The following is a 17,857-nucleotide window of genomic DNA, read 5'->3' as shown; positions in this document are numbered from 1 at the left end:
GATGACCACAAGTCCGACACCGGCCACCCGTACCAAGGTCCTCCTTGTCGACGATCACGACCTGATCCGCAAGGGCCTGCGGCACGCGTTCGAGCGCGACCGGCAGTTCGAGGTCGTCGGGGAGGCCGCCACGGCGGCGGAAGGGGTGCGCCAGGCGGGTGCACTGCAGCCGGACGTGGTGATCATGGACCTGCGGCTGCCCGACGGCAGCGGCCTGGAGGCCACCCGGGCGCTGCGCAAGTCGAGCGCCTCGATGGGCATCGTCGTGCTCACCATGTACGCCGGCGACGACCAGCTCTTCGGTGCCCTGGAGGCCGGGGCCAGCGCCTTCGTGCCCAAGACCGCGCCGGCGGACGAGGTGGTCGCCGCCGCCCGGCACGCCGCCTCCTCCCCCAGCGCCTTCACGGCCGCCGACCTGGCCGAGGCGATGAAGCGCCGGCTGGCCCCGTCCGGGCCGCAGCTCTCCCCGCGCGAGGGGCAGGTGCTGCGGCTGCTCGCCGACGGGATGAGCGTGGCGGGCATCGCCAAGCAGCTCTTCGTCAGCGAGTCCACCGCCAAGACCCACATCTCGAAGCTCTACGAGAAGCTGGGCGCGGCGAACCGGGCCCAGGCGCTGATGACCGCGCTGCGGCTCGGTCTGCTCGAGGCGCCGGACGCCCCGAAGTTCTGACCGCTCCCGCCGGGAGCCCGACGACGTACCACCGACGGGTCCGCGACCGCCGAAGGGCGCGGACCCGTCGTCGTCGCATCGCGCGGCGGCGTCGAAGGGTTCGCGGCGCGCTATGGTCTCCCGGGCGGTGAGCCGGCAGAATACCGGCGCGGGCAACGGTGTCCCGCACACCGACAGGAGGGGTGAACGCATGCAGCGGCCGGACTGGGCACCCGACGAGATCGACATCGAACGCCCCAGCGTGGCCCGCATGTACGACTACTACCTCGGCGGCTCGCACAACTTCGCGGTCGACCGGGCGGCGGCCCAGGCGATGGTGGCGGCGGTGCCGGAGGCCCCGCTGATGGCGCAGGCGAACCGGGCGTTCCTCCGCCGGGCGGTGCAGTTCCTCCTCGACGCCGGCATCCGGCAGTTCCTGGACGTCGGCTCGGGCATCCCGACCGTCGGCAACGTGCACGAGATCGCCCAGCGCGAGGCCCCCGACGCCCGGGTGGTCTACGTCGACGTGGACCCGGTGGCGGTGGCCCACAGCCGGGAGATCCTGGAGGGCAACGACCGTGCCGTGGTGGTGCAGGAGGACCTGCGCCGTCCCGAGCGCATCGTCGCCCACCCCGACGTCCGCCGGCTGCTCGACTTCGACCAGCCGATCGCCGTGATGATCGTGGCGGTGCTGCACTTCGTGCCCGACGACGACCGGCCGGCCGAACTGCTGCGGACGCTGCGCGAGGCGCTGGCGCCGGGCAGCTACCTGGTGCTGTCGCAGACCAGCGGCGACGGCCGTGGCGACGACGAGCGGGCCGACGCCGAACGGGTCTACCGGCGGACCGACAATCCGCTGTGGATCCGCAGCCGCGGCGAACTCACCGCCCTCTTCGACGGCTTCGAGCTGGTCGACCCCGGCGTGGTCTGGGTGCCGCAGTGGCGCCCGGACTCCCCCGACAGCGCCGAGGATGCCGAGCGGGCGGCCTTCATCGGCGGCGTCGGGCGACTCGGTGGCTGAGCCGCCCGGGGCGGCCACCGTCGCCCCGACCGGCACCACTGTGCGGCACCCGTCCCGCCCGGGCACCTTCGCCCGGGCGTGGGCCAAGGCCGTCTCCGGCACCAGTTACCTGCCGATGACCCAGGCCCAACTGGAGGCGCTGCTGCAACGCCTCACCGAGGAACTCGCGGCGGCGCTGCTGGCCGAGCCGATCGACCTGCGGGTCGGCCACCGGGTGGGCACCGAACTGGTGGCCGCCCACATCGCCTCGGCCGAGGCGCTGGGTCGTACGGTCGAGGTCGTCCAGCTCCGCCTGGCCCGCGACCTCGGCCTGGTCGAGGAGGAGGTCGAGGACCGGCTGGCCCGGCTGCTGGCCGCCGTGACCACCGGTTACGCCCGCGCGATGCGGGACCGGACACTGGACGAGCAGGAGACGATCCGCCGGGCCGCGATGACCGCCCGGGCGGAGGCCGAGCGGGCGTTGCGCAGCAGCGAGGCGCGCTTCCGCCACCAGGCCACCCACGACCCGCTGACCGACCTGCCCAACCGCACGCTGTTGACGGAGCGCCTCAGCGCCGCCATCGACTCGCCCGCCGAGGGCTCGGCGCGCCTCGGCGTCTGCTTCCTCGACCTCGACCGCTTCAAGGTGGTCAACGACTCGCACGGGCACCAGGTCGGCGACGGGCTGCTGGTGGCCGTGGCGGACCGGCTCCGCCTGGCCCTCGACGGGCATCTGGTCGCCCGGCTCGGCGGGGACGAGTTCGTCGTCCTGGTCGAGGGCACCACCGGCACCGACGACGCCGTCGCCGTCGCCGAGGCCGCCCTCGCGGCGGTACGCGAGCCGGTGCTGGTGGACGGGCACGAGCTGAGCGTCTCGGCGAGCATCGGCATCGTCGAGCGGGAGGTCGCCGGCACCTCCCCCGGTGACCTGATGCGGGCGGCCGACAGCACGCTGCACTGGGCGAAGGCCGCCGGTGGCGCCCGCTGGGCGCTCTACGACGCCGACCGGGACCGCCAGGACCTGGCCCGGTACGCGCTCTCCGCGGCCATCCCCGCGGCGCTGGAGCGGGGCGAGTTCTACCTCGACTTCCAGCCGCTGACCTCGCTGCGCGACGGCCGGGTCCTCGGCATGGAGGCCCTGGTGCGCTGGCGGCACCCGGAGCTGGGCGTCCTGCGGCCCGACAGCTTCATCGGGCTGGCCGAGGAGACCGGGCTGATCGTCCCGCTCGGCGGGTGGGTGCTGGCCGAGGCGTGCCGGCAGGCCGAGAGCTGGGCCGTCGGCACCGGGCCGGCCCCGTTCGTCAGCGTCAACCTGGCGGTGCGGCAGGTACGCCGCGCCGGCCTGGTCCAGGAGGTACGCGCGCTGCTGCGGCACACCGGGCTGTCGCCCGAGCGGCTCCAGTTGGAGATCACCGAGAGCACCATGATGAGCACCGCCGAGGAGCCGGTCCGGGCCCTGCGGGTGCTCGCCGACCTCGGCGTCCGGATCGCCATCGACGACTTCGGCACCGGCTACTGCAACCTGGCGTACCTGCGGGACCTGCCGGTGACCGAGCTGAAGGTGGCCGGGGAGTTCGTGGCCGGGCTGCGGGCGCCGGAGGCCCGGGCCGACGAGCGGATCCTCGCCTCGCTCGTCTCGCTGGCGCACGCGCTGGACCTGACCGTGACCGCCGAGGGCGTGGAGACCGCCGGGCAGGCGGAGCGGCTGCGGGCGATCGACTGCGACGCCGGCCAGGGCTGGCACTTCGGCCGCCCGGACTCCGCCGAGCGCGTCCTGGCCCGCCTGCGCTGAGACCGCGGCGCCGTCAGCCGGCGAGCAGGGCGGCCATCCGCTGCGCCTGCGCCTCCCAGCGCCACTCCCGCTCCACCCACGCGCGACCGGCCGCGCCGAACTGGCGGGCCAGGTCCCGGTCGGCGAGCAGCGTGGCCACCCGGTCGGCGAGCTGGGCGACGTCACGGCCACGGACCACGAAACCGGTCTCGCCCTCGCGGACCGCGTCCGGCGCGCCACCGGAGTCGCCGGCGACCACCGGCAGGCCGGTCGCGGAGGCCTCCAGGTAGACGATCCCGAGCCCCTCGACGTCCAGGCCCCGGTTGCGGGTGCGGCAGGGCATGGCGTAGACGTCGCCGGCGGCGTAGTGGGCCGGCAGCTCAGCCGACGGCACCGAGCCGGTGAAGACCACGTCCCGGTCGACGCCCGTCTGGCGGGCCAGCTTCTCCAACGTGGCCCGGTAGGGCCCGCCGCCGACCACGAGCAGCGCGGCGTCGGGCACCCGGCGGCGGATCTCGGGCATCGCCCGGATCAGCATGTCCTGCCCCTTGCGCGGCACCAGCCGGGACACGCAGACCACCACCGGGCGGTCGGCCAGCCCGAGCCGGAGCCGGACCGGTTCGCCGTCGACCGACGGGTGGTAGGCGTCCACGTCCACCCCGGGGGCGAGCCGGTGCAGCTCGGTCACCCCGTGCAGCGCCCGCTCCAGCCGCACCCGGGTGTACTCGCCCAGGTAGGTCGTCACGTCGACGCCGCGCCCGATGCGCCGCAACGCGGCCCGGGCGGCCGGCAGCGCGGCCCAGCCGACCTCGTGCCCGTGGGTCAGCGCCACCGCCCGACGGATGCCCGTCCGGCGGCGCAGGCCCGCGGCGAGCAGCCCGAGGGGGGCCGCCGCGCCGAACCACACCGTGTCGCAGTCGTACGCGCGCGCCAGGCGGGCCGCCCGGCGGGCCACGAGCGGCGTGGGCAGCAGCACCCGGGTGCGGTCCCGGACCACCTCGAACGGCTGGTCGGCGTCGAACTTCTCCGCGCCCCGCCACGTCGAGGCGTAGACGACCACCGACCCGGCGGGCTGGCGCACCGCGAGGTTGTGCACGAAGGACTGGATCCCGCCGGGGCGCGGCGGGAAGTCGTTGGTGATCAGCAGCGTACGGCTCATCGGCCGGCCTCCCTGGCGTGGGCGCGGGCGGCGGCCATCCGCTCGACCGTGGACGGGTGCGTGGCGGAGTAGAGGTATTCCCAGCGTGGCGGATCGGGGTCGGCGAGGTTGATGCCGGCGAGCCGCCGCTGCATCGCCTCGAAGGCGGCCGGGTCGCCGGTCAACGCGAGCGCGTGCGCGTCGGCGCGCGCCTCCACCCGCCGCGACATCAGCGCCTGCGCCGGCGCGGAGACCAGCCCGGCCACCGTCACCAGGGCGACCAGCAGGGGGAACGCGCGCGGCTGGGCGACCGAGTCGACGCCGGCCAGCCGCAGCAGCGGGCCGGCGGAGCCGAGCAGGTAGAGCGCGACCACCGCGGCGGCGGCGCCCAGCGCCCCGGTCAGCGTGCCGACCGCGACGTCCCGGTCCTTGGCGTGCCCCAGCTCGTGGGCGACCACGGCGGTCACCTCGGCCGGCGTCGCCTCGCGCAGCAGCGTGTCGTAGACCACCACCCGCCGGGTCGGCCCGAGCCCGGAGACGTACGCGTTGACCGCCCGGGTGCGGCGCGAGGCGTCGGCGACCAGCACGTCGCGCACCGGGACACCGTCCCGGGCCGCCAGTTGCGTCAGCTGGGTGCGCAGCGGGCCCTGCTCCATCGGGGTGAACCTGTTGAAGACCGGCTCCACGAGCACCGGCAGCACGAAGGAGAGCAGCACCACCAGGGTCGCCGCGCCGGCCGCGCCGAACGCCCACCACCAGCGCGGCGACAGCCGGACGACGGTGTAGAAGCCCAGCAGCGCCACCGCTCCGATGACGGCGCTGACCGCGTAGGACTTGAGCAGGTCGACGGTCCAGCCGCCCCAGCCGTTGGTGCTCAGTCCGTAGCGGGTGAGCACGGCCTGCCGCCAGGCGGCGAACGGGAGGGTCACCAGGTCGGCGACGAGCACCACGGCGAGCCCGCCGAGGACGGCCTGGGCGGCCCAGTGGTCGCCGAACGGGCGCCCGGCCAGCTCGACGAGCCGGCTGCCCAGCGGGGTCAGGCCGAGCAGCAGGGCCACCAGCAGGCCGATCGCGATGGCGGCCCAGCCGGCGGGGCGCAGCGCGGAGCGGAACTCCCGGCTGCGGGCCACCTGCTCGGCGGGGAGGTCGCCCAGCGCGGCGAGCTGGTCGGCCCGGGGTGCCGGCGGCCGGTGCCAGGGAATCAGCAGCGCCGCCGCGACGAGGAGGGCGAGGGTCAGCCCGGCGAGGGTGAGCAGCGCCCAGCCGCGCGGGGTCACCGCGGCCGTCCTGGCGTCGCGTCGTCGCGAGCAGTGCGCATCCGTACCCGCGTCATGCCGCCGCTCCCTCCGCCGTGACCGCCCATCCTATTGCCCGCCGCGCCGCCGCCCGCGCGGCCCGGCCCGCGCGGTCCCGGCAGCGGATCCACCCCCTCTGGCGTCACCGTTTGCCATCATGACGCCATCCGAAGCCATTAGAGCTTGCTATGACGCCATCTTGATGCCATAGTGACGTCATGGATCTGACGTCGTATGTCGACAACCTCCGGCAGGAACTGGCCGGCGTCGCCGAACTCGGCGGCGACGAGGCCCGCGCACTCGCCGAGCGACTGGCGGGGCCGCTCGACTCGGCGCTCCGGCTGGCGCTCCTGGACGCGCTGACCGCGGCGGCGGCCGAGATCACCCGCGACCTGGCGCCCGGGTCGGTCGAGCTGCGCCTGCGTGGGCGGGAGCCGAGCTTCGTCGTGACGCCACCGCCGGCCGGCCCGGAATCGCAGGGCGAGGCCGCGGCCCCCGAGCCGGCCGTCCCGCCGGCGGACGCCGAGGAGGGCGCCACCTCGCGGATCAGCTTCCGCCTCTCCGAACACCTCAAGAGCCGCATCGAGGAGGCGGCCGCCCGCGACGGCCTCTCGGTCAACGCCTGGCTGGTCCGGGCGGCCACGGCCGCCGTGGCGTCCAGCGGGGCGGGCCGGCAGCCGCAGCGACGCGCCCCGTCCAGCGGGCAGCGCTACACCGGCTGGGCCCGCTGAACCGCCCGCCGGTCCGCCGCACGCCTCCGACCATCCGTCCCGCTCCGGGACGTCCACCCGCCAGAAGGGACCACGCCGTGCCCACATTCGACACCCCGACCCCCATCTCGGCCACCGTCGACCTCGTCGTCGGTGACGTCCAGCTCACCGCCACCGACCGCACCGACACGCACGTCGAGGTCCGCCCGAGCAACGCCGCCACCGAAGCCGACGTACGGGCCGCCGAACAGACCCGGGTGGAGTACGCCGACGGCCGGCTCGTCGTCAGGTCGCCCCGGCAGCGCGGGTTCGGGCTGTTCGGCAAGCCCGGCTCGGTCGACGTGACGATCGGGTTGCCCACCGGCTCGCACCTGCACGGCGACGCCTCCGTGGCGGCGTTCCGCGGCAGCGGCCGGCTCGGCAGTTGCCGGGTCCGGATCGCGACCGGCGACATCCAGCTGGAGCAGACCGCCGACGTGGACCTGGACACCTCCGCCGGCGGCGTCCGCGTCGGGCAGGTGGCCGGTGCGGCCCGGATCAGCACCGGATCAGGGCGGATCCAGGTGCAGCAGGTCGACGGCGACGCCGTGGTCAAGAACTCCAACGGTGACAGCTGGCTCGGCACGGTCACCGGCGAGGTGCGGGTGAAGGCCGCCAACGGCGAGACCACCGTGGACCGCGCGCACGGTCCGGTCACCGCCACGGCCGCCAACGGCGACATCCGCATCGGCGAGGTCTCGGCGGGCACGGTGTCGGTCCGCACCGCGACCGGCGGGCTCGACATCGGCGTCCGCTCCGGCACCGCCACCCTGCTCGACCTGCACACCCAGCTCGGCCGCGTGGACAACCACCTCGAGGCGTACGAACCGCCCGGCGAGCCCGAGGGCGCCGTGCGGGTGACCGCCCGGACCTCCTTCGGCGACATCGTGATCCGCCGCTGCTGAACCACCGCTCCGCCCGCCCGACCGACCGGCTTCGACGGCCGGCCCGCCTTGACCGGCCCGACGGCCGGCGTGAAGGAGAAGACATGCCACCCAGCTCGGCCCCGGCGGCCATCACGGTCACCGGCCTCCGGAAGTCCTTCGGCGATCACGTGGTGCTCGACGGGATCGACCTCACCGTCGCCGCAGGGACGATCTTCGCCCTGCTCGGCCCCAACGGCGCCGGCAAGACCACCACCGTGCAGATCCTGTCCACCCTGATCGGCGCCGACTCCGGCGAGGCGCGGGTGGCCGGTCACGACGTCGCCCGGGAGCCTGACGCAGTACGCGCCGCGATCGGCGTGACCGGCCAGTTCTCCGCCGTCGACGGACTGCTCACCGGCGAGGAGAACCTGCGGCTCATGGCCGACCTGCACCACCTGCCCCGGGCCGAGGGACGGCAGCGCGCGCGGGGCCTGCTCAGGATGTTCGACCTGGTCGAGGCCGCCGGCAAGCCCGCCGGCAGCTACTCCGGCGGGATGCGCCGGCGACTCGACCTGGCCATGGGTCTGGTCGGCCGCCCCCGCGTCGTCTTCCTCGACGAGCCCACCACGGGACTCGACCCGCGCAGCCGGCAGGCCATGTGGCAGATCGTCCGGGACCTGGTGGCGGACGGCGTCACCATCCTCCTCACCACCCAGTACCTGGAGGAGGCGGACCAGCTCGCCGACCGGATCGCCGTGCTCGACCACGGCCGCCTGGTGGCGGAGGGCAGCCCGGCGGAACTCAAGCGGCTCGTCCCCGGCGGGCACGTCAGCCTGCGTTTCGCCGACCGGGCCGCGTTCGACACGGCCGTCCGGGTGCTGCCCGGGCAGTCCCGCGACGCCGCCGAGCTCACCCTGCACGTGCCCGGCGACGGCGGTGTCCGGTCGCTGCGGGACCTGCTCGACCTGCTGGACAGCGAGTCGATCGCCGTGGAGTCGCTGTCCGTGCACACGCCCGATCTCGACGACGTCTTCCTGGCCCTCACCGGCCGGCCCGAGAAGGTGGGAACCCCCCGATGAGCACTGTGACGTACGCCGTCCGCGACTCCGGCACGATGCTGCGCCGCAACCTGCGCCGCTGGGTGCGCTACCCGTCGATGACGGTGCTGCTCGTCGGCATGCCCGTCATGCTGCTGCTGTTGTTCGTCTACGTCTTCGGCGGCACCCTCGGCGCCGGGCTGGGCGGCGGTGCGGGCGACCGGGGCGACTACGTCAACTACGTGACCCCGGGGATCCTGCTGATGACCGCCGGCCTGGCGGCCACCGGGACGGCGGTGTCGGTCGCGATGGACATGACCGAGGGCATCATCGCCCGCTTCCGGACCATGGCGATCGCCCGGGCGTCGGTGCTGACCGGCCACGTGCTGGCCAGCCTGGCACAGAGCATGCTCGGCCTGGCGATGGTCACCGGGGTCGCCCTGCTGATCGGATTCCGGCCCACCACGGGCCCGCTGGCCTGGCTGGCCGCCGCCGGCGTGCTGGTCATGACCGCCTTCGCCTTCGTCTGGCTCTCGGTCGCGCTGGGGCTGGTCTCCAAGAGCGTCGAGACGGCGAGCAACCTCCCCATGCCGCTGACCTACCTGCCCTTCATCGGCAGCGGGTTCGTGCCCACCGACTCCATGCCCGACGGGCTGCGGCAGTTCGCCGAGTATCAGCCCTTCACCCCCATCATCGAGACCCTGCGTGGCCTGTTGACCGGCGGGCCGGTGGGGACGAACGCCGCGCTCGCGGCGGCCTGGTGCGCCGCCATCGCGCTGGTCGGCTATCTCTGGTCGAAGAAGCTGTTCAACCGGGACCCGTCCCGCTGACCGTCGTCACCGACGCCCGTTCCCCGAGCCACCGGCCCGGGGAACGGGCGTCGTCGGGGCACCGGCCGTGGCCCGTCACGCGACGCGGCGGCGTCGGGTGCGCCCGGCCGACCCGGGGGCGGGCAGGACCTCCACCTCGAACCCGGCCCGGGCGAACACCTCGATCGCCCGGGCCTCCGCGCCGTCCAGCCCGGCGGCCGGGGACGAATCGTCGAGCAGGGCGGTCACCAGGCAGTCGCCGCAGCCGGTCCCCCGGATACCGCACCCCGCGCAGTCGATGAGCATCTCGCCTCCTGATGCGCTGCGGTGACCGGGCGCGGCGTCACCGTCGCCGCCCGAGCACCGTCGGTCACCACGACGGTATGCAGGGGGTACGACAGAAAAGGGACAACCGGTCGCGGACGGCCCGAAAGCGATCAAGCACCCCGATCAGGAACGGGCCAGGCGGCGCAGCAGCGAGTCGGCGCCGAGCGGGTACGCCCCGTGCCGGCGTACGCCGTCGGCGACCTCCCGGTCGGAGGAGACCACGACCACCGGCCGCCCCGGCGGCTCGGCGCGGACCAGGCGCCGGATCAGCTCGTCGGCGGTCTCCCCCTTACGGGAGAAGAGCACCCGTACGCCGCGCGGCGCCGGCGGCAGCCCGTGCATCCGTTCGGCGCCGTCGAAGACCACCGTGACCTCGTCGCCGGTCTGCGCGGCGATCCCGCCCAGGCCGGTGATCAGCCGCTTGCGCTGCTGTTCCAGGGACATCTCGCCGAAGCCACGCTTGGTCACGTTGTAGCCGTCGACCACGAGGTGCGCCCGGGGCAGGGCGAGCAGCTGGTCGAGGCGGGCCGGGTCGTCGGTGTCCCGGGCGCGCGTCGCGGCGCCGGCCGCCGGGGCGGCGGTCTGGTCGGCGAAGGCGTCGGCGACGAAGTCTGCGGGCAGCTTGTCGACCGGGTCGAGCGCCAGCTCGCGGCGCAGCCCGACGGCGGCCTGCCCGATGGTCTCCAGCAGTAGCCAGAGCCGGGCGTCGTCGACCGAGCGGGCCTCCTTGGCGCTGGCCCGGGCGACCCCCGCCGCCGCCTCCGCCTCGGCCAGCCGGGCCCGCACCCGGCGCAGCTCGGCGTCGGCGTCCGCCGTCGCACGGGCGGCCCGCCCCCGCTCGGTGGCGAGCAGCTCGGTGGCCTTGCGCTCGCGGGCCTGCGTCTCGCGCAGCGACCGGGTCAGCTGCCGGCTCTCCTCGCGCAACTGGCCGAGCTCCTCGCGGACCCGGGCCAGCTCGTCGCGGAGCTTCTCCGCCTCGACCCGGGCCACCGCCCGGTCGTGCTCGGCGCGGGTGGCCCGCTGCTCGGCCTCGCGGACCAGCTCGGCGACCACCGCGCTGTCGGCCTCGGCGCGGACCGCCGCGCCGCTGGCCTCGATCAGCTCCCGCCAGCCCCGGGGGCGGGCCAGGTAGGCCAGCGCGGCCACCTCGACCGGGTCGGCGGCGGCCGGCGCGGTGCCCTCCAGCACGGCGGCGCCCAGGTCGCCGGTGTCGGCGAGGACCCGGGCGGTGATCCGTTGGCGGAACAGCGGGTCCGCGGTGAGCTGGGCGGCGATGGCCGGGGCGCCGAGCCGCGCCCGGCGGTTGGGGGCGAACTTGGCGACCCGGCGCAGCGGGACCGGCACCTCGTCGGCGGGCAGCCCGGGCAGCACCGTCGCGGTGAGCGCCACGATGCGTTGCCGGACCGCCTCCGGCAGCACGGGCTCCGGCTCGGGCGCCGCCGCCTCGGGCGCCTCGGACGCCTCAGACTCGGGCGCCTCGGACTCGGGCGCCGAAGCCTCGGCGGCCGCGGCGCCGGGCGGGGTGGTCCCGGCGGGGGTGCCCTCACCGGGGTCGCGCGCAGCGTCGACCGGATCCTCCTGCCGGAGGCGGTCGTCGTGCGGCTCGGTGAGGGGCATGTGGCAAGTCTCCCACCGCGACCGGGCCCACCGCCCGGTGAGTGAGCCGATCTCTCATCCTAGACCGGTGGTGACGTCTGATGCCGTTGGGACGGGAGTGTCGGACCGGACCGTTAGCGTGCCGCCGATGGCACAGACCGAGTACGTCCAGGAGCCGCTGGCCGGTTTCGACCCCGGCGCGGGCGGGGTCGACCCGGCGCTGCCGCTGTACGCGACGACGTTCGTGGTGGTCGACCTGGAGACCACGGGCGGCGCGCCGGACGGCGGCGGGATCACCGAGATCGGCGCGGTCAAGGTGCGCGGCGGCGAGGAGCTGGGTGTGCTCGCCACCCTGGTCAACCCCGGCGTGCCGATCCCCCCGTTCATCACTGTGCTCACCGGCATCACCCAGGCCATGCTGGTGCCGGCCCCGCCGATCGAGCAGGTGCTGCCGAGCTTCCTCGAGTTCGTCACCGACGCCGTGCTGGTCGCCCACAACGCCCCCTACGACGTGGGCTTCCTCAAGGCCGCGTGCGCGAAGCACGGCTACCGCTGGCCCAACCCGCGGGTGCTCGACACCGCCGCGCTGGCCCGCCGGGTGCTCACCCGCGACGAGGTGCCCAACCGCAAGCTCGGCACCCTCGCGGCCTACTTCCGCACCGCCACCCAGCCGACCCACCGGGCCCTCGACGACGCCAAGGCCACCGTCGACGTGCTGCACGGGCTGATCGCCCGGCTGGGCGGGCACCGGGTCGACACCGTCGGCGACGCCATCGAGTTCGCCCGGGCGGTCACCCCCACCCAGCGGCGCAAGCGGCACCTGGCCGAGGGCCTGCCCAAGGCGCCGGGGGTCTACATCTTCCGGGCCGCCGACGACCGGCCGCTCTACGTCGGCACCTCCGGCGACATCGCCACCCGGGTGCGCAGCTACTTCACGGCGGCGGAGAAGCGGGCCCGCATCTCCGAGATGCTCGCCGCCGCGGAGCGGGTGGAGGCGGTGGAGTGCGCCCACTCGCTGGAGGCGGAGGTCCGCGAGCTGCGGCTGATCGGGGCGCACGCCCCGCCGTACAACCGGCGGTCGAAGTTCCCGGAGCGGGTGCTCTGGCTGAAGCTGACCGACGGGCCCTACCCCCGGCTGTCGGTGGTCCGGGCCATCTCCCCCGGCGACGCCGCCTACCTCGGCCCGTTCAGCTCCCGTCGGGCGGCGGAGCTGGCCGCCGCCGGCTTCCACGACGCCGTGCCGCTGCGCCAGTGCACCCACCGGCTCTCGCTGCGCACGGTCACGCCGGCCTGCGCGCTGGCCGAGCTGGGTCGCTGCCCGGCGCCCTGCGAGCACCGGATCTCCCCGGAGGAGTACGACGCCCGCGCGGTCGCGCCGTTCCGCACCGCCACCGCCAGCGATCCGCAGCGGGTGGTCGACGCCCTGCTCGCCCGGATCGACACGCTCTCCGACGCCCAGCGCTACGAGGAGGCGGCGGTGGCCCGGTCCCGGCTGGCGGCGGTGCTGCGGGCGACGGTGCGGATGCAACGGCTGACGGCGTTGACCGGGATCGCCGAGCTGGCCGCCGCGCGTCCGGCGGCCCGCGGCGGCTGGGAGCTGGCGCTGGTGCGGCACGGCCGGCTGGCCGGGGCGGGGGTCTCACCCCCCGGCGTCCACCCCCGACCGACGATCGCCGCGATCCGGGCGACCGCAGAGACCGTCCCGCCCGGCCACGGCCCGGTCCCGCGCGCCTCGGCCGAGGAGACCGAACGCATCCTGTCCTGGTTGGAGCGACCGGAGACCAGGCTGGTGGAGATGTCGTCCGGCTGGGCGTCCCCGGTGGCCGGTGCGGCCCGCTTCCGCGACCTGCTGCGCAAGGCTGAGAACGCCGCTTCCCACCAAAGCTCGACCGAACGCCCATGACCAAGTGACCGATCGGACTACCTCCACTCCCTTAGGCTGTTAGAGAAGTGCAGTCCTGCCCGTTTCGTGGGCCTGCTCCCGGTTGCCGGGTGTCGGCGGCCGTGGAGCCGGGGTGAGGAGGTGTCCCACGTGGACGTCGACGCCGGACACGGCGCCGCCCTGGGGGGCGCCCTTCCGACCCAGGCGGGCGAGCTGCCACTGGCCCGCCGGCTGCGCTCGCTGCTGAGCTGGCCCACCGCCGACACCGACCCGGTCAGCCACCTCGTCCGGACCCACCGGACGATCCATCCCGGCACCGAGCCCTCCGTGCTGCGCCGGGCCTACACCATCGCGGAGAACATGCACCGCGGGCAGTTCCGCAAGAGCGGCGAGCCCTACATCACGCACCCGTTGGCGGTGGCCCAGATCTGCGCCGAGATCGGCATGGACGCCATCACCCTGGTCGCCGCGCTGCTGCACGACACCGTGGAGGACACCCGCTACACCCTCCAGGCGCTCGCCGAGGACTTCGGGCCGGAGGTGGCGCACCTGGTCGACGGGGTGACCAAGTTCGACAAGGCCTTCTACGGCAAGGCCGCCGAGGCCGAGACGATCCGCAAAATGATCATCGCGGCGGGCAAGGACGTCCGGGTCCTGATCATCAAGTTGGCCGACCGGCTGCACAACATGCGCACCCTGGGCGTCCGGTCCGCGGCGTCCCGGGAGCGGATCGCCCGCAAGACGCAGGAGGTGCTGGTCCCGCTCTGCGACCGGCTCGGCATCCAGACGCTCAAGCGCGAGCTCGACGACGTGGTGCTGCTGCACCTGGAGCCCGACGAGCACGCCCGGATCGCCCGGCACGTGCACGACCGGCCCGGCTGGGACGCGTACCTCGACGAGGTGGTCACCCACGCGAAGTCGGCCCTGCGCCGCAGCCGGGTGGACGCGGCGGTGACCCCCCGCTCCCGGCACCTCTACTCGATCTGGAAGGACACCGTGGCCGGTGGCCACAGTGCCCCCTTCGACCTGCCCCGCATCGTGATCGTGGTGGACGGCCCGGCGACCGACTGCTACGCGGCGCTCGGCGCGGTCCACGGCGTGTGGCGGCCGGTCCCCGGCCGGTTCAAGGACTTCATCGCCTCCCCCAAGAACAACCTCTACCGCTCGCTGCACACCACCGTCTGCGGGCCCAGGAACCGCACCGTGGAGGTGCTGATCCGCACCGTGGAGATGCACCGCTCGGCGGAGTACGGGGTCGCCGCCGACTTCCGCTTCCCGCGCTCCGGCGGCGGCACGGCCCGGACGGAGCAGCTCGACTGGCTGCGCCGGGTGCTCGACTGGGAGCAGGACGCGGCCGACCCGGCCCAGTTCCTCGAATCGCTGCGCTGCGACCTCGCCGAGGCGCAGATCCAGGTCTTCGCCGACGGACGACAGGTCGTGCTGCCCGCCGGGGCGACCCCGGTGGACCTCGCGTACGAGTTGGGCACGGCGCGGGGCGACCACTGCCTCGCGGCGCGGATCAACGGCCGGTTGGCCCCGCTCTCCTCCGAACTGGACGAGGGCGACGTGGTGGAGATCTTCACCGAGACCGACGCGGCCAACGGCTTCGACGCCGACGTCGCCCCGCGTGGCCCCCGCCGGGAGTGGCTCGGCTTCGTCAAGTCGCCGCAGGCGCAGATGCAGATCAGCCGGTGGTTCGCCGAGCACACCGAGCCCGGCATCTCCATCACCGACAAGGTCCGCCTCGGCCGGGCCACCATCGGGCTGGCCCTGCGCAAGCACGACCGGGGCCTCGCCAGCGACCTGCCGCTGCTGCGGCTGTCGGAGGAGTTGGGCTACCCCGACCTGGAGACGCTGCTGGTCGCGGTCTTCGACCGGGTGATCGAACCGGACACGGTCGTACGCCAGCTCATCGACCTGGTGGACCACCGGCAGTGACCGCCCCGGGCCCGGGTGGTCCGAACGCTCCTCGCGGCCACTAGCCTGGACGCATGATCCCCCGCTCGCGCGCCACCGGTCGAGCCGTCGCCTACCAGGTCTTCTACCGGCTGCCACTGCCGGTACGCCGCCGCCTGGTCCGGCTGGCCGTGCCGAAGTACATCGTCGGCGCGGTCACCCTGGTCCGGGACAGCGAGGCGGAGGGCGCGGGCCGGTTGCTGCTGCTGCGTCAGCCGCCCGGTAGGGGCTGGGGGCTTCCGGCCGGCCTGTTGCAGAAGGGCGAGGCGCCGGTGGTGGGTGCCGCCCGGGAGCTGCACGAGGAGTCCGGTATCCGGCTGTCGCCCCGGCAGCTGAGCCCCGCCGTGCCGAACGCCGTGGTGCACGCCAAGGGCTGGGTGGACGTCGTGTTCACCGCCGAGGTGCCGGCGTCGAGCACCGAGTTGAAGGTCGACGGGGCCGAGGTCTACGAGGCCGCCTGGCACCCGCTGGACGACCTCCCCAAGTTGACCTGGCCGACCGCCCGCCTGCTCGCCTACTACGACATCGGGCCGCTGGCCGGGCAGTTCCCGCCCCCGGTGCCCGACAAGAAGCCGTGACCGCAGCCCCGGGCGAGCCCGGCCCGGCAGCCGCCACCGAGGCCGGTCGCAGCCCGGCAGCCGCCTCCAGAACCGGCCGCGTCCCGGACCCCACCGCCGAGACCGGCCACGGCCCGGCAGTCCCCCGGGCGGAGGTATGCGCGGTGGTGCTCGCCGCCGGCGAGGGCACCCGCCTGCGGCCGCTGACCGAGCGGCTGCCCAAGGCCCTCTGCCCGGTCGGCAACGTGCCGCTGCTCGACCGGGCGCTGCACCGGCTGGCCGGGCTCGGCCTGGTCGGGCCCGGCCGGGTCGCCGTCAACGCCTGCTACCTCGGCGACCAGGTCGTCGAGCACGTCGGGGACCGCGCCCACCTCTCGGTCGAGCCGGGCGACCCGCTCGGCACCGCCGGCGGCGTGGCGAACCTGCGGGACTGGATCGCCGGGCGCGGGGTGCTGGTCGGCAACGCCGACGCGTACCTCGCCGACCCGGCCCGTCCCCCGGGCCCCGACATCGCCGCGCTGCTGCACGACTGGGACGGCGACTCCGTACGCCTGCTCGGCCAGCCCGCCCCTGACCCGGCGGCACCGGGCACCTTCGACGGCCACGTCTTCACCGGCTTCTCGCTGCTGCCGTGGCGGCTGGTGCGGGAGCTGCCGGTCGGGTTCGGCGACCTCGTCCGGGCGCTCTGGCGGCCGGCGGAGGCGGCCGGCGCGCTGACCGTCGTGCCGTACCCCGGCACCTTCTACGACACCGGCACTCCGGCCGACTACTTGGCGGCCAACCTGCACGCGGCCGGCGGCGGCAACCTGGTGGACCCGACGGCCACGGTGACGGGCCGCTGCCGCTCGGCGGTGGTCGGCGCGGGCGCCGTCGTGCACGGCGACGTGGAGCGGGCGGTGGTCTGGCCCGGCGCCACCGTCGGCCCCGGCGAGCACCTGCGCGACGCCGTACGCGCCGGCACCGCCCTCACCGTCCCCGGCACACCGCCGCCCCCGGGCCGGGGAAGCCTCTAGCATGGGCGACGACGCCGACGAACGGAGAAATGTCCCGTGATCACCGCGATCGTGCTGATCGACTGCGCCACCGACTCGATCCCCGAGGTGGCCGAGAACCTGGCCAACCTGCCCGGCGTCAGCGAGGTCTACTCGGTGGCGGGCCACGTCGACCTGATCGCGATGGTCCGGGTCCGGGAGTTCGAGCAGATCGCCCAGGTGATCGCCGGCAGCATCTCGAAGGTGCCCGGGGTGCTCAACACCGAGTCGCACATCGCCTTCCGGGCGTACTCCCAGCACGACCTGGAGGAGGCCTTCGCGATCGGCCTCGCGAACGCCGACTGACGGAGCCCGGCGGGCGGCCCGCCCGGAGGCGGACCGCCCGTCGTGGTGAGGCGACGTCAGCTACCCGCGGGAGCCGGCGTCTCGATGGTGCCGCCCGGAGCCGGCGACTCGGTGGTGGTGCCACCCGGAGCCGGGGTCTCGGTGGTGCCACCCGGAGCCGGCGTCGTGCCGCCCGGGCTCGGGGTGCCGCTGGCGCTGGTCTGCGGCACCGGGATGCCCAGCTGCTCCGCCAGCTGCACCAGCGCGTCGTAGTGCGCCTGCAGCGTCGGCAGGGCGGTCTGGGCCAGCTGGACCACCGACTGTTCGGAGCCCTGCGAGATCTCCGTCTGGGTGGCCTGGATGGCCTGGACGTGGCCGGCCAGCTCGCTGGTCACCCAGAGCCGGTCGAACTCCTCGCCGCTGGCGTTGTTCAGCTGGTCGATGACGGACTGCTGATCCGCGGTGGGCTCACTCGGCAACTCCACGCCCAGCTGCGACGCGGTCTGCTGCACCGTCTGGTCGAGCTGGGTGTGGTCCGTCTTGAGCCGGGCGCCCAGGTCCTTGACCCCCTGGCTCTGGCCCTTCTGCTGGGCCAGGTCACCCGCGGTGATCTCGAACAGATTCACCTGGTGCACGGCCTGCAGGTACTGGGTGTCCTGCTGCGACGGCTGCACCGCGGCCTGTGCCGCCGCGGCCGGCGCGATCCCCACCAGCACCAGCGCGGCCAGCAGGCCGAGGCGTTTGATACCCAACATGCTTCCCCCCCTTGAGACGTTGGATCGCACGGATACCCGGCTGACCGGGGTTATTCCTGCGATCCCCCGTCGGGGAGGCGACCGACCGACACGCCCGTGCCGGACCGTCGGGGGGCGGAAACGGACGTGGCGCCCGCCGGAGGACTCCGGTGGG

Annotated in this window: 17 protein-coding genes; 12 read left to right on the top strand and 5 right to left on the bottom strand. The window is 74.8% G+C overall.

Translation table 11 applies throughout. From position 1 onward, the window contains the following. Nucleotide 1 precedes the first annotated feature (1 nt). The 3 genes from EV374_RS16190 to EV374_RS16180 all read left to right on the top strand — a co-directional run bounded on the left by EV374_RS16190 (nucleotide 2) and on the right by EV374_RS16180 (nucleotide 3,441). On the top strand, nucleotides 2-670 hold the full coding sequence (locus EV374_RS16190) for a response regulator transcription factor (protein ID WP_007072219.1): 669 nt from the start codon (nucleotides 2-4) through the stop codon (nucleotides 668-670). Between the two features lie 190 nt (nucleotides 671-860). After that, nucleotides 861-1,670: an SAM-dependent methyltransferase gene (locus EV374_RS16185; protein ID WP_132236175.1), complete on the top strand. Its 810-nt coding sequence runs from the start codon at nucleotides 861-863 to the stop codon at nucleotides 1,668-1,670. Next, a complete protein-coding gene (locus tag EV374_RS16180; protein ID WP_132236173.1) occupies nucleotides 1,621-3,441 on the top strand; it encodes a bifunctional diguanylate cyclase/phosphodiesterase in 1,821 nt (606 codons plus the stop codon). Before EV374_RS16185 ends, EV374_RS16180 begins: the two co-directional genes overlap by 50 nt. 13 nt (nucleotides 3,442-3,454) lie before the next feature. Here the strand turns inward: EV374_RS16180 and EV374_RS16175 are convergent, their stop codons facing one another. Continuing rightward, complete coding sequence (locus EV374_RS16175; protein WP_132236171.1) at nucleotides 3,455-4,579, bottom strand: glycosyltransferase family 4 protein; 1,125 nt, start codon at nucleotides 4,577-4,579, stop codon at nucleotides 3,455-3,457. After that, complete coding sequence (locus tag EV374_RS16170) at nucleotides 4,576-5,835, bottom strand: M48 family metallopeptidase (RefSeq protein WP_132236169.1); 1,260 nt, start codon at nucleotides 5,833-5,835, stop codon at nucleotides 4,576-4,578. Before EV374_RS16170 ends, EV374_RS16175 begins: the two co-directional genes overlap by 4 nt. A 236-nt stretch (nucleotides 5,836-6,071) precedes the next feature. On the opposite strand from EV374_RS16170, the gene EV374_RS16165 reads away from it, so the two are divergent. The 4 genes from EV374_RS16165 (at nucleotide 6,072) to EV374_RS16150 (ending at nucleotide 9,335) form a co-directional block, all read left to right on the top strand. Continuing rightward, nucleotides 6,072-6,584 (top strand): hypothetical protein, encoded by a 513-nt coding sequence (locus EV374_RS16165; protein WP_132236167.1) that lies wholly within the window; start codon nucleotides 6,072-6,074, stop codon nucleotides 6,582-6,584. Between the two features lie 77 nt (nucleotides 6,585-6,661). Continuing rightward, nucleotides 6,662-7,507 carry a DUF4097 family beta strand repeat-containing protein gene (locus EV374_RS16160; protein WP_132236165.1) on the top strand — a complete coding sequence of 282 codons (846 nt, stop codon included), beginning with the start codon at nucleotides 6,662-6,664 and terminating at the stop codon, nucleotides 7,505-7,507. Between the two features lie 83 nt (nucleotides 7,508-7,590). Continuing rightward, complete coding sequence (locus tag EV374_RS16155) at nucleotides 7,591-8,547, top strand: ATP-binding cassette domain-containing protein (RefSeq protein ID WP_132236163.1); 957 nt, start codon at nucleotides 7,591-7,593, stop codon at nucleotides 8,545-8,547. Further along, nucleotides 8,544-9,335 (top strand): ABC transporter permease, encoded by a 792-nt coding sequence (locus tag EV374_RS16150; protein WP_132236161.1) that lies wholly within the window; start codon nucleotides 8,544-8,546, stop codon nucleotides 9,333-9,335. The genes EV374_RS16155 and EV374_RS16150 overlap by 4 nt, the downstream gene beginning before the upstream one ends. Before the next feature lie 75 nt (nucleotides 9,336-9,410). Here the strand turns inward: EV374_RS16150 and EV374_RS16145 are convergent, their stop codons facing one another. Both EV374_RS16145 and EV374_RS16140 read right to left on the bottom strand, forming a co-directional pair. Next, a complete protein-coding gene (locus EV374_RS16145) occupies nucleotides 9,411-9,620 on the bottom strand; it encodes a hypothetical protein (RefSeq protein WP_132236159.1) in 210 nt (69 codons plus the stop codon). A 144-nt stretch (nucleotides 9,621-9,764) separates the two neighbouring features. Further along, nucleotides 9,765-11,258, bottom strand: a complete 1,494-nt coding sequence (locus EV374_RS16140) for an NYN domain-containing protein (protein ID WP_132236157.1) — start codon at nucleotides 11,256-11,258, stop codon at nucleotides 9,765-9,767. A 127-nt stretch (nucleotides 11,259-11,385) separates the two neighbouring features. Between EV374_RS16140 and EV374_RS16135 the strand changes: the two genes are divergently transcribed. The 5 genes from EV374_RS16135 (at nucleotide 11,386) to EV374_RS16115 (ending at nucleotide 16,969) form a co-directional block, all read left to right on the top strand. Then, nucleotides 11,386-13,140 (top strand): DEDD exonuclease domain-containing protein, encoded by a 1,755-nt coding sequence (locus EV374_RS16135; RefSeq protein WP_132236155.1) that lies wholly within the window; start codon nucleotides 11,386-11,388, stop codon nucleotides 13,138-13,140. A 129-nt stretch (nucleotides 13,141-13,269) separates the two neighbouring features. Next, entirely contained in the window at nucleotides 13,270-15,057 is a 1,788-nt protein-coding gene (locus EV374_RS16130; RefSeq protein WP_132236487.1) for an HD domain-containing protein, read from the top strand. A 53-nt stretch (nucleotides 15,058-15,110) separates the two neighbouring features. Next, entirely contained in the window at nucleotides 15,111-15,653 is a 543-nt protein-coding gene (locus EV374_RS16125; RefSeq protein WP_132236153.1) for an NUDIX domain-containing protein, read from the top strand. Nucleotides 15,654-15,796: 143 nt separating this feature from the next. Beyond that, nucleotides 15,797-16,645, top strand: coding sequence for a sugar phosphate nucleotidyltransferase (locus EV374_RS16120; protein WP_132236485.1), 849 nt, complete (start codon nucleotides 15,797-15,799; stop codon nucleotides 16,643-16,645). A gap of 36 nt (nucleotides 16,646-16,681) precedes the next feature. Continuing rightward, nucleotides 16,682-16,969 carry an Lrp/AsnC family transcriptional regulator gene (locus EV374_RS16115; protein ID WP_088999172.1) on the top strand — a complete coding sequence of 96 codons (288 nt, stop codon included), beginning with the start codon at nucleotides 16,682-16,684 and terminating at the stop codon, nucleotides 16,967-16,969. A 56-nt stretch (nucleotides 16,970-17,025) separates the two neighbouring features. Here the strand turns inward: EV374_RS16115 and EV374_RS16110 are convergent, their stop codons facing one another. Beyond that, nucleotides 17,026-17,703: a DUF4142 domain-containing protein gene (locus EV374_RS16110; protein ID WP_132236151.1), complete on the bottom strand. Its 678-nt coding sequence runs from the start codon at nucleotides 17,701-17,703 to the stop codon at nucleotides 17,026-17,028. Nucleotides 17,704-17,857: the final 154 nt, after the last annotated feature.

The organism is Micromonospora sp. CNZ303 (assembly GCF_004345505.1).
Note: the sequence above shows the minus strand (reverse complement) of the source record. Positions and strands in the feature narration are given on the sequence as shown.